The organism is Frondihabitans australicus, from assembly GCF_003634555.1.
In the GTDB taxonomy this organism is placed as follows: domain Bacteria; phylum Actinomycetota; class Actinomycetes; order Actinomycetales; family Microbacteriaceae; genus Frondihabitans; species Frondihabitans australicus.
The window spans coordinates 1,538,550-1,550,208 of the sequence record NZ_RBKS01000001.1 but is presented as its reverse complement, the minus strand read 5'-3'; the positions used below and the strand labels follow the sequence as shown (position 1 = coordinate 1,550,208).

At 71.1% G+C, this 11,659-nt stretch carries 10 protein-coding genes; 8 read left to right on the top strand and 2 right to left on the bottom strand.

Going from position 1 to position 11,659, the window contains the following annotated elements:
- Nucleotides 1-5: 5 nt before the first annotated feature.
- From C8E83_RS07155 to C8E83_RS07145, 3 genes are all read left to right on the top strand, one after another.
- On the top strand, nucleotides 6-389 hold the full coding sequence (locus tag C8E83_RS07155) for a VOC family protein (protein ID WP_121369088.1): 384 nt from the start codon (nucleotides 6-8) through the stop codon (nucleotides 387-389).
- Between the two features lie 446 nt (nucleotides 390-835).
- On the top strand, nucleotides 836-1,348 hold the full coding sequence (locus C8E83_RS07150; protein ID WP_147430107.1) for a hypothetical protein: 513 nt from the start codon (nucleotides 836-838) through the stop codon (nucleotides 1,346-1,348).
- 67 nt (nucleotides 1,349-1,415) lie between these two features.
- The gene (locus tag C8E83_RS07145; protein ID WP_245981463.1) at nucleotides 1,416-2,378 is read left to right on the top strand and encodes an NUDIX domain-containing protein; all 963 of its coding nucleotides are present in this window, start codon (nucleotides 1,416-1,418) and stop codon (nucleotides 2,376-2,378) included.
- Between the two features lie 29 nt (nucleotides 2,379-2,407).
- On the opposite strand, the gene C8E83_RS20005 is transcribed toward C8E83_RS07145, so the two are convergent.
- Entirely contained in the window at nucleotides 2,408-4,315 is a 1,908-nt protein-coding gene (locus C8E83_RS20005; protein ID WP_121369085.1) for a S1C family serine protease, read from the bottom strand.
- A gap of 299 nt (nucleotides 4,316-4,614) precedes the next feature.
- On the opposite strand from C8E83_RS20005, the gene C8E83_RS07135 reads away from it, so the two are divergent.
- The 3 genes from C8E83_RS07135 (at nucleotide 4,615) to C8E83_RS07125 (ending at nucleotide 6,620) form a co-directional block, all read left to right on the top strand.
- Nucleotides 4,615-5,091, top strand: coding sequence for an FHA domain-containing protein (locus C8E83_RS07135; RefSeq protein ID WP_121369084.1), 477 nt, complete (start codon nucleotides 4,615-4,617; stop codon nucleotides 5,089-5,091).
- Nucleotides 5,091-5,789, top strand: coding sequence for a transcriptional regulator FtsR (gene ftsR, locus C8E83_RS07130; RefSeq protein ID WP_121369083.1), 699 nt, complete (start codon nucleotides 5,091-5,093; stop codon nucleotides 5,787-5,789). The genes C8E83_RS07135 and ftsR overlap by 1 nt, the downstream gene beginning before the upstream one ends.
- A gap of 345 nt (nucleotides 5,790-6,134) precedes the next feature.
- Entirely contained in the window at nucleotides 6,135-6,620 is a 486-nt protein-coding gene (locus C8E83_RS07125; protein ID WP_245981910.1) for a MerR family transcriptional regulator, read from the top strand.
- Nucleotides 6,621-6,758: 138 nt separating this feature from the next.
- Here the strand turns inward: C8E83_RS07125 and C8E83_RS07120 are convergent, their stop codons facing one another.
- On the bottom strand, nucleotides 6,759-7,571 hold the full coding sequence (locus C8E83_RS07120; protein WP_121369081.1) for a ParA family protein: 813 nt from the start codon (nucleotides 7,569-7,571) through the stop codon (nucleotides 6,759-6,761).
- A 79-nt stretch (nucleotides 7,572-7,650) separates the two neighbouring features.
- Here C8E83_RS07120 and C8E83_RS07115 point away from each other — a divergent pair, with 79 nt between their 5' ends.
- Both C8E83_RS07115 and C8E83_RS07110 read left to right on the top strand, forming a co-directional pair.
- A complete protein-coding gene (locus C8E83_RS07115) occupies nucleotides 7,651-11,049 on the top strand; it encodes a pyruvate carboxylase (protein WP_121369080.1) in 3,399 nt (1,132 codons plus the stop codon).
- Nucleotides 11,050-11,141: 92 nt separating this feature from the next.
- The gene (locus C8E83_RS07110; RefSeq protein WP_121369079.1) at nucleotides 11,142-11,642 is read left to right on the top strand and encodes a peptide deformylase; all 501 of its coding nucleotides are present in this window, start codon (nucleotides 11,142-11,144) and stop codon (nucleotides 11,640-11,642) included.
- Nucleotides 11,643-11,659: the final 17 nt, after the last annotated feature.

Genomic DNA, 11,659 nt, shown 5'->3' with positions numbered 1-11,659 from the left:
AGCCCATGCTGACCACAGGGCACGCGTTCTCGGGCTTCAGCGTCCGCGACGCGGACGAAGCGAAAGAGTTCTACGAGGGCGTGCTCGGGCTCGCCTGCACGATGAACGAGATGGGGATTCTCGACATCGAGCTGCCGCACGGCGGCCACGTCATCGCGTACCCGAAGGGCGACGGCCACGTGCCCGCGACCTTCACCGTCCTCAACTTCGAAGTGGAGGACATCGACGCGGCGGTCGGGGAGCTCGCCGAGAACGGCGTCGTTCTCGAGCGGTACGAGGGGCTGACCGACGACGCGGGCGTCGCGCGCGGCAAGTCGCAGAACCGCGGCCCCGACATCGCGTGGTTCCTCGACCCGTCGGGCAACATCCTGTCGGTGCTCTCGAACTGACCGCGTCGTCCTGACGCGCCGTCGGGGCTCACGCGCCGTTCGGGAGGAGATCGGTCCTTCCGGAGGGCATCGCCGTGAGTCACGGGCATCCTTCGGGAGGAGTCGACGCCCGTTCAGGAGGAGAAGCGGGGGCTTGCGGATCGCCGGGAGGGAAAACGGCCCGAATCCGTCGCCTCGGGAGGATCGAGCGTCCCGAGTTCCTCCCCTGCCGCCGGCCGCGTCGTCGACCTCACGCCCGATCGCGCGCTCAGGAGGAACTTCGGCGTGACTCGCGCCTCAGGGGAGGAACTCCGCGGTCAGCCGCCGAACCACCGAGGCCGCGGCGACGCCAGGGAGGAGGAGATTCCTCCCGACAGTGAGGCGAAGCGCTCACCGCGCAGCAAGCTCTGCGCGTGGACCGCGACGGCCCCAGGGGAGTACGGGGCGACGCCGGTACGATGGTCGCCGTGAACGACCCGCACGACGCCGAGACCCGGCCCGCCGCGCCGGTGACCTCTGCGCCGGTGACCTCTGCGCCGGTGACCTCTGCGCCGGTGACCTCTGCGCCGGTGACCTCTGCGCCGGTGACGTCTGCGCCGGTGGCCTCCAAGCCGGTCACATCCGTGTCACTCAGCGCCTCGCGCATGCGGCGCCGCCTCGCCAAGGCGGCCGGCGCCCACCTCGACCCGGCCGACCCCGGACTCTCACCCGCACCCGAACCCCGCGACCCGGCCGAGAAGAACGGGTTCGCGATCGCAGCCCTGGCCGTCGGCATCGTGGGTGCGTTCATCAGCGGCTTCTACGTCGCCCCGGTCGTCGCGCTCGTTCTCTGCCTCCCGGCACGGCGCCGTGCCATCGCCCTCGCCGCCGACGGCCTTCGACCCTGGGGGCGGCGGCGGACCCTCTGGGCCTTCTGGCTGGGCGTCTTCGGCGTGGCGCAGTACTCCTACGCCCTGTTCGTCGTGCCGCTGTTCCACTGAGAGGGTGGCACGACCCGGCCGACGACACATGTCGGTGGGCCGCAGCAACCCGTGGCATGCTCGACAGGTGACCATCCACGGACCCGCCGACGGCTGGGTCGTCGCGCCCGACGGCCGGAAGTTCTGGGGCAAGGCCGGGGCGGCCGGGCTGCTCTGCGTTGACGGGGGCGGCGCCGACGGGGGCGGCGTCGGCGGAGGCCAAGTCGGCGGAGGCCAAGTCGGCGGGGGCGGCGCCGACGGGCAGGGCAGATCCGGCGGCGCTCGGATCCTGCTGCAGCACCGGGTCGAGTGGAGCCATTTCGGCGGCACCTGGGGGATCCCCGGCGGCGCACGGCAGTTCGACGAGTCCGCGGTCGACGGCGCCCTGCGCGAGAGCGCCGAGGAGGCCGCCGTGCCGAGCGACAGCCTGCGCCTCCTCTTCACATCGGTCGTCGACCTCGGCATCTGGTCGTACACGACCGTCGCCGCGCGCGCGATCACGCCGTTCGAGCCGGTGATCTCCGACCGCGAGAGCGAGGCGCTCGAGTGGGTGCCCGTCGACCGCGTCGACGAGCTGCCCCTCCACCCCGGCTTCGCGGCGTCGTGGCCGCGACTGCGCCCTCTTCTCGCGGCGCCGCTGCAGCTCGTCGTCGACTCGGCCAACGTCGTGGGCTCACGACCCGACGGCTGGTGGCGCGACCGCGCCGGCGCCACCGACCGCCTCACCGCCTCGCTCGTGCGGCTCGCCGCCGACGGCGTCCCCGCCGCCGCGCTCGGTGAGACCGACGCCTCGATCGACACCTGGTGGCCCGACATCACCCTCGTCGTCGAGGGGCAGGCCAAGAGGGCGCAGGAGCCGGCGGCCGGCACCCGCGTCCGACTCCTGCCCGCCGAGACCGACGGCGACTCGGCGATCGTCCGGCACGTGGCCGAGATCGTCGGGTCGGCCCGCACCGTCGTGGTGACCGCCGACCGCGCCCTCGCCGAACGCGCGAGCGCCCTCGGGGCGACCGTGGTCGGCCCGAGGGCGCTGCTCGAACTGCTGGACTAGGCCGCCAGGCGACCCGGGCCGCGAGGCGACTAGGCCGCGGGGCCCGAGCCGAGCGTCACCGTGATGGTGTGGCTTGCTCCTGCGGTGTCGGTGTAGGTGATGGTCACCTGGTCGCCGACCTTGTGCGACTGGATCGCGTCGGTGAGCGACGTGGCGTCGGTGATGGTCGTGCCGGCGACGGCCGTGATGGTGTCGCCCGCGACCAGGCCGGCCTTGGCAGCGGCGCTGCCGGTGACCGTGCCGGCGATGGTGACGCCGGAGCCGGTCGTGCCGGTGCCCGTGCCGTCGCTCGTCGACGAGATCTGAGCGCCGAGGAAGGCGGGCAGGCCGATGGTGATGTACTGGCTCGACTTGCCGGCGAGGATGTCATCGGCGATCGAGAGCACGCTCTTGATCGGGATCGCGTAGCCGGTGACGTCCGTCGTGCCCGACGACGCCGCCGTCACGATGCCGATGACCTTGCCGTCGCTGTTGCGCAGCGGCCCGCCCGAGTCGCCGGAGACGACGTCGGCCGAGATCTCGATGAGGTTCGAGAGCGATTCGGTCCCCGACCCCGACTCCGACTGGACCGTGATCGACTGGTTCGTCGCCGTGACGGTGCCCTTGGCGGTGACGAGCGAGCCCGTGCCCTCCGCGTTGCCCGTCGAGTGCACGCTGTCGCCCGCCTTCACGCTGGCGCTCGCGGCGAAGCTCACCGGGGTGAGGCCGGAGGCGCCCTTGAGCTTCAGCACCGCGACGTCGTGCGTCGCGTCGGTGCCGATGACGCTCGCGGTGTAGCTCTGGCCGGTCGACACCACCGTGACGGTGATGCTGGTCGCGCCCTCGATGACGTGGTTGTTGGTCAGGATCTCGCCGTTCGACGTCATGATCATGCCCGTACCGGCCGACTTCGACGACTCGTCGTAGTCGAGCGTCGACACGATCGTGACGAGGCCCGCCTTCTCGGTCGAGGTGGCCGCGGTGGCGCTGCTCGGGACGGTGCCCGTGCCGGAGGACGAGCCGCCCGAGGTGCCGCCGGAGCCGAAGCCGCCGGAGGTGCCCGAGCCGCCGAAGGGCGACGTGCCGCTGGAGCCGCTGCCGCTCGACCCGTTCGGGAGCTGGAGCGTCTGGTTCTGGCCGGCGGCGTTCGCCGCGGACTCGCCCGAGGCGTGGCCGATGGCGTAGGCGCCGGTTCCTGCCGCGCCGGCGATGAGGACGACCGCGACCGCCGCGCCGGTGACGACCTGCCAGCGCTTCGGCTTGCGCTTCGGCTGCTGGAACGCCGGGGGCACCTGGCCGTAGCCGTAGGGCGACTGCGCGTAGTTGTGCTGGCCGTACTGGTCGGTGCCGTAGGCACCGGGCTGGCCGTAGCCGCCCTGCTGACCGTAGCCGGTCTGCTGGCCGTAGGCACCCTGGCCGTAGCCGCTCTGCTGGCCGTACGCGCCCTGGCCGTAGCCGGTCTGCGCGTCGCGCTCCTGGCCGTAGCCGTACGCCTGCTGCGCGTACTGGGCGGCGCCGTAGTTCGGCTGGCCCGAGGCCTGCCCCGGCTGCTGCTGGCCCGGCTGCTGCTGGCCCTGCGCGGCGCGCTGGGCGGCGGCCGGGTCGTAGGCCTGGTAGGTGTCGTCGGCCGCGTTCACGTAGTGCGCGGGCGTGGGACCCGTGCGGTGGGGGAGCGTGTGGGCGGTGGGGGCGTCAGCCGGGGTGGTCGCCGCTGCTCCTGCGCCCTGCTCGGTCGTCGAGGGGAGCTGGGCCGAGGGGAGCTCGGTGGTCGGCTGGTCGTCCTGGCTGCGGCCGTCGGCGGCCTGGCGGATCTCGGCGGTGCCGTATTCGGTGGTCTCGTCGCGAGCGGCGTCGCTCGCGGACTGCGCAGCGCCGGCGGTCTGCTCGGCCGACGACTGCGTCGTGCGCTCGTCGTCGTTCTCCGAGGCACCGGGGGTGAGGTTGCTGCTGTCGTTCATGATCGCCTTCCTGGGGCTGTGGGGTGACAGAGACCATGTAAGGCGGCTCCCCATGGAAATCCCTATGACGACTCTGAGGGCCCGTGGTGAGAACGGCAATAAGCAGCCGCAAAGGAGGCGCACAGGTTCGGGGGTCTCACCACCTCCTCCTTCGGGACGAGTCGGATTCGGCAAATCGGTGATTCCGGTCGGTAACGCTGGTAGACGAGTGCCACATGCTTGTGACACCCACTTTCCACAAATCGGTGATTCCGGCACGTAACGATTCCGCTACGCTTGGGGGCCACAGGAGGTCCACGATGGCAGAGCCAGCCACCCCATCGAACGGCGCGGAAGACCAGCGCCGCGAGGTCGACACGACCCTCAGCTTCAACGAGGAGTTCCAGGCCCAGCTCGCCGCTCTCGAGGGCGGTGTGTCGAACGACGAGCGCGAGGCCGTCTCCGCGCTGCCCAGCGGCTCCGCCCTCCTCGTGGTCCGCCGTGGTCCGAACATCGGCGCCCGCTTCCTCCTCGATGCCGACGTCACCGTGGCCGGCCGCCACCCCGACGCCGGCATCTTCCTCGACGACGTGACGGTGAGCCGCAAGCACGCCGAGTTCCGTCGTCACGGCACGTCCTTCAGCGTCAAAGACCTCGGCTCGCTCAACGGCACCTACTTCGACGGCGTTCGCATCGACGAGGCCCTCCTCTCGGACGGCGCCGAGGTGCAGGTCGGCAAGTTCCGCCTCACCTTCTACGCATCGCGGGTCGACCTCGCCAACCTGGCGATCAAGTAGTGCCGCGCGCTCTCGCCCGGGCCGATCAGGCGCCGGGTGCATCCGATCTGTTGACCATCGGGCAGGTCCTCGCCCGTCTCAAGCCCGAGTTCCCCGACCTGTCGAACTCGAAGCTCCGGTTCCTCGAAGAGCGCCAGCTGGTCACGCCGGTGCGCACCGAGTCGGGCTACCGCAAGTTCTCGCCCGCCGACGTCGAGCGACTCCGCTTCATCCTCGGCCTCCAGCGCGACCACTACCTGCCGCTCAAGGTGATCCGCGGCCACCTCGACGATCTCGACGCCGGCCGTCCGCTCTCCCTGCCGGCCAACGCCGCGCCGGCGTCGATGCTCACCGGCGGTCGGCGGTACAGCCGCGACGAGCTCCTCAGCGAGACCGGTGCGACCCCGGCCCTGCTCGACGACGCCATCGGCTCCTCCCTCGTGCCCGCCGCCGAGCACTACGGCGATGAGGCACACAGGATGCTGCAGGCCCTCGTCGAGCTGAAGAAATCCGGCATCGAACCGCGTCATCTCCGAGCCCTCCGCGCCGCGGCCGAACGCGAGCTGGGCCTCATCGAGAACGCCGTGGCTCCGGCCGTCCGGCGCCGCGACTCGGCCGGGCGCGCCCGCGCCGCCGAGCTCGCGCGCGAGATCGCCTCGCACCTCGAGACGGTCCGCGGCGGCCTGATCCGCTCGGCGCTCGGGCGCATCGACGGCTGACGAGGTCGCCCGCGCTCTCGTGCGAGGCGCTCGCACGGCTTAGACTCGGGGCAGGGTTCGGCCGTCGTCTCGACACGCCGCACGAGAAAGTCGAATGTCGCTCGTCGGCCCGCCCGTGTTGGGTACCGTTGACCTCGGTACAACACTCAACCTCTTCTTGAGACTTAGGCTCCTCATGGAGCCGTCCCGGCCGAGGCGCGGGTGGTCATGGCAACACCGTGTGGAAGGCTTCCGATGAACGACTCAGGCACCCCCGAGGGGTCCCGCATCGACGGCCCGACGACACGTGACGCCGTGCCGACGCCCGTCTCCGAGTACGGCGCCGACGTCCTCTTCACCGACGGCATGGTCGAGCTCGAGGAAGACCACGGCTACCGCGGCACCGCCGCCGCTCGCGCGGCCGGCATCAGCTACCGCCAGCTCGACTACTGGGCCCGCACCGGCCTCGTCGAGCCCACCGTCCGCGGTGCGTCGGGCTCCGGCACGCAGCGTCTCTACGGCTTCCGCGACATCCTCGTGCTGAAACTCGTGAAGCGCCTCCTCGACACCGGCATCTCGCTCCAGCAGATCCGCACGGCCGTCAACCAGCTCCGCGAGTCGGGCGTGAACGACCTCGCCCAGACGACGCTCATGAGCGACGGCGCCTCCGTCTACCTCTGCACCTCCAACGACGAGGTCATCGACCTCGTCTCACGCGGTCAGGGCGTCTTCGGCATCGCCGTGGGCAAGGTGCTGCGCGAGGTCGAGTCGAGCCTCGTCGAGCTCGACGCCACTCCTGCGGCCGACCCTCGCGACGAGCTAGCCGCCCGCCGCTCCTCTCGCGCCTCGTAGCACCGTTCGGCGGGGCATTGCGCGCCACCCGCCTCCGCCAGTGCGACAAAACGCGACATCTGCGACGTGCAAGGACGTCGCAGACGTCGCGTTTTGTCGCCGGAGGGCTGAAAGGCTTCGGCGGAGCCAGCCCGTTGGCTAGCGAGCGACGGGCTCCGCGTAGTCGCCGATCTTCGCCGTGCGCATGATTCGCTCGAGCAGCTGGTCGAAGTTCCGCGCCATCTCCTGGGCGGACTCGCCGGGCCAGACGTGCAGCGGCTTCGCCGCGCCCTGCGCCTGCTGCAGCGACGTGCGCTCGGGCAGCTGGGGCGAGAGGACGAGCGGCCCGAACATGTCGCGGAGCTCTTTGATGCGGAACTGGTGCTCGAGGGACTGCACGCGGGCGCGGTTCACGATGATGCCGAGAGGCTGGAGACGGGGGGAGAGGCCGCGACGGATCTCCTCGATCGCGCGGAGGGCGCGGTCGGCAGCGGCGACGGAGAAGAGGCCGGGCTCGGTGACGACGGTCACGCGGTCGGAGGCGGCCCAGGCCGTGCGGGTCAGCGCGTTGAGCGACGGCGCGCAGTCGATGAGCACGAGGTCGTAGTCGGCCTCGACGGTGGCGAGCGCCTCTTCGAGCTTCCAGATGTCGCGGATCGACGGGTGCGGGCCGTCGAAGTTGATCGCCGACGGGCTGCCGATCATGACGTCGATCTTGCCCGTGCGGCCCTTGGTCCAGCCCGACGGGGCGATGGCGGCGCGCACCGTCTTCTCTTTCGGCGACGCGAGCACGTCGGCGACGTTCAGGTGCCCGGCGACCGAGATGTCGAGGCCCGTGGAGACGTCGGACTGCGGGTCGAGATCGACGACGAGGGTGCGGAGGCCTTTGGCGAAGGCAGCCGACGTGAGACCGAGCGTCACAGTCGTCTTGCCGACGCCGCCTTTGAGAGAGCTGACGCTGAGTACATGCACGAAGAAGACGATACCTTCACTACTGTTAAAGCACCTAAAGGCGGCTGCACGAGGTGCTCCGCCGAGAGAGGCCAGTCGCGTGTTCTCCAAGATCCTCGTCGCCAACCGCGGAGAGATCGCGATCCGGGCGTTCCGGGCCGCGTTCGAGCTGGGTGCCCGCACCGTCGCGGTGTACCCGTACGAAGACCGCAATTCGATGCACCGTCTCAAGGCCGACGAGGCGTATCAGATCGGCGAGGTGGGGCACCCCGTGCGGGCCTATCTCGACGTGTCGGAGATCATCCGGGTGGCTCTCGAATCCGGCGCCGACGCCATCTACCCCGGCTACGGCTTCCTCTCCGAGAACCCCGAGCTCGCCGAGGCCGCGGCCGCCAACGGCATCACGTTCATCGGCCCCGGGCAGCACGTGCTCGAGATGGCCGGCAACAAGGTCACCGCGAAAGAGAAGGCGATCGCCGCCGGTGTGCCGGTGCTTCGCTCGACGCCCGCCAGCCGCGACATCGAGGCCCTCATCGCAGGAGCCGCGGAGATCGGCTTCCCCGTCTTCGCGAAAGCCGTCGCAGGCGGCGGTGGCCGCGGCATGCGTCGCGTCGAGACCGCGGCGGAGCTCCGCCCGGCGCTCGAGGCCGCGATGCGCGAGGCCGACAGCGCCTTCGGCGACCCGACGATGTTCATCGAGCAGGCGGTGGTCCGCCCCCGGCACATCGAGGTGCAGGTGCTCGCCGATGCGACCGGCGAGACCGTGCACCTGTTCGAGCGCGACTGCTCGGTGCAGCGCCGGCACCAGAAGGTCGTCGAGATCGCTCCGGCGCCCAACCTCGACGACGCCACCCGCCAGGCGATGTACCGCGACGCCATCGCGTTCGCCCGCTCGATCGGCTACGTCAACGCCGGCACCGTCGAGTTCCTCCTCGACACCGCGGGCGAGCGGCGCGGCGAGCACGTCTTCATCGAGATGAACCCGCGCATCCAGGTCGAGCACACGGTCACCGAGGAGGTGACCGACGTCGACCTCGTCCTCTCGCAGATGCGCATCGCCGCGGGCGCGACCCTCGCCGAACTGGGCCTCACGCAGCCCGAGATCCGCCTCCGCGGCGCGGCGCTGCAGTGCCGCATCACCACGGAGGACCCGAACGCCGGCTTCCGTCCCGACACCGGCCGCATCACGACCTACCGCTCTCCGGGCGGCGCGGGCATCCGCCTCGACGGCGGCACCATCGAGCCGGGCGCGCAGATCAGCCCGCACTTCGACTCGATGCTGGCGAAGATGACGGCGCGCGGCCGCGACTTCCCGGCGGCCGTGACCCGGGCCAAGCGCGGGCTCGCCGAGTTCCGCATCCGCGGCGTCTCGACGAACATCCCGTTCCTCCAGGCCGTGCTCGACGACCCGTCGTTCGCCGCCGGCGACCTCTCGACGTCGTTCATCGAGGAGCGCCCGCAGCTCTTCGAGAGCCACGCGTCGCGCGACCGCGGCACGAAGATCCTCCGCTGGCTCGCCGATGTCACGGTGAACAAGCCTCACGGGGCGGGGGAGGGCGCGATCGACCCCGCGTCGAAACTGCCCGCGATCGACCTGTCGGCTGCTCCTGCGCCCGGATCGCGCCAGCGCCTGCTCGAACTGGGCCCGAAGGGCTTCGCCGAGGCTCTGAGGGCGCAGACGGCCCTCGCCGTCACCGAGACCACGATGCGCGACGCGCACCAGTCTCTCCTGGCCACGCGCGTGCGCTCGAAAGACCTGCTCGCCGTTGCCCCCTACGTGAGCAGGATGACGCCCGAGCTGCTCAGCATGGAGGCCTGGGGCGGCGCCACCTACGACGTGGCCCTGCGATTCCTCGGCGAAGACCCGTGGCACCGCCTCGCGAGCCTGCGCGAGGCCATGCCGAACGTGGCGATCCAGATGCTGCTGCGCGGTCGCAACACCGTCGGCTACACGCCGTACCCGACCGAGGTGACCGAGGCCTTCGTGCAGGAGGCCGCGGCGACCGGCGTCGACATCTTCCGCATCTTCGACGCGCTCAACGACGTCTCGCAGATGCGCCCGGCCATCGACGCGGTCCTCGCGACCGGCACGACCGTCGCCGAGGTGGCGCTCTGCTACACCGCCGACCTGCTCGACCCGGCCGAAGACCTCTACACCCTCGACTACTACCTGAAGCTTGCGGAGCAGATCGTCGAGGCGGGCGCGCACGTCATCGGCATCAAGGACATGGCCGGGCTCCTGCGCGCCGGGGCCGCCGAGAAGCTCGTCACGGCCCTGCGCGACCGCTTCGACCTGCCGGTGCACGTGCACACGCACGACACCGCCGGCGGCCAACTCGCCACGCTGCTCGCGGCGAGCCGGGCAGGAGCCGACGCGGTCGACGTCGCCAGCGCCCCGATGGCCGGCACGACGTCGCAGCCCTCGGCATCGGCCCTCGTCGCCGCCCTCGCGCACACCGAGCGCGACACCGGCCTGTCGCTGCAGGCGGTGAGCGACCTCGAGCCGTACTGGGAGGCCGTACGCCGCGTCTACAAGCCGTTCGAATCGGGCCTCCCGGGGCCGACCGGGCGCGTCTACAAGCACGAGATCCCCGGCGGCCAGCTGTCGAATCTCCGCCAGCAGGCCATCGCGCTGGGGCTCGGAGACCAGTTCGAGAAGGTGGAGGACTGGTACGCGGCCGCGAACCGGATCCTCGGCCGCCCGCCGAAGGTCACCCCGTCGTCGAAGGTGGTGGGCGACCTCGCCCTGCAGCTCGCGGCGACGGACGCCGACCCGGCCGAGTTCGAGCAGGATCCCGGCCGATTCGACATCCCCGACAGCGTCATCGGCTTCATGGCCGGCGAGTTGGGCGACCTGCCGGGTGGCTGGCCCGAGCCGTTCCGGTCGAAGGTGCTCGAGGGCCGGACGGTCAAGATCGGCGTCGAGCCCCTGGATCCTGCCGACCAGGACGGCCTCACCGTGCCGGGTCGGGAGCGCCAAGAGCTGCTGAACCGCCTGCTCTTCGCGGGGCCGACGCAGCAGTACCAGCAGGTGCTCGACACCTACGGCGACCTCTCGGTCGTGTCGACACCCGACTACCTCTACGGGCTCGTGCCCGGGGTCGAGCACGCGGTGCCTGTGGCGCGCGGCGTGACGCTCTACATCGCGCTCGAGGCGATCGGCGAGGCCGACGAGAAGGGCGTGCGCACCGTCATGACGACGATCAACGGGCAGCTGCGCCCGGTGTTCGTGCGCGACCGGTCGATCGACGTCGCGCAGAAGTCCGCCGAGAAGGCCGACCGCACCGTGCCCGGCGAGATCGCCGCGCCGTTCTCGGGTGTCGTGACGGTCAAGGTCGCCGTCGGAGATCGGGTCGCGGCGGGCGACGCGGTGGCGACGATCGAGGCGATGAAGATGGAGGCGGCGATCACGACCCCGGTCGCGGGCACCGTCGGGCGTCTGGCGATCCCGTCGACGCAACAGGTCGACGCCGGCGATCTGCTCGTCGTGGTGTCGTAGCGCGGGCTCGTCGAGCCGACGGGTCCGAGCCCGCGTCGTCCGTCTCGTAGGCTCTTCGTGAGCCCTCACGAGCACCAGGAGCAGAACGAGAAGTGTCAGAACGCGCCATCCGCCTCTTCGGAGATCCCGTTCTCCGGTCGAAGTCCGATCCTGTCCGGCTCGGCGACCCCGGGCTCGCGGGCCTCGTGGACGACCTCATCGACACGGTCACCGTCCCCGGCCGCGCGGGCGTCGCCGCCTGCCAGATCGGCGTCGGCCTCCGCGCGTTCAGCTACAACGTCGACGGCGAGATTGGCTACGTGCTGAACCCCGAGATCGTCGAGCTCGGCGGCGAGGCGGAGCTCGTGGACGAGGGGTGCCTGTCGGTGCCCGGCTTCTTCTTCCCGCGCCGGCGCCACCCGTTCGCGCGCGTCGTCGGCGTCGACCTGAACGGCGACCGGCTCGAGCTCTCCGGCGAGGGCCTCATGGCGCAGGCGCTGCAGCACGAGACCGACCACCTCGACGGCACCCTGTACGTGATGGGGCTCGAGCCCGAGACGAAGCGCGACGCCATGCGTCAAATTCGCGAGTCCGACTGGTTCAAGCTGAGCTAGCGAGCCGCCCTCACGCT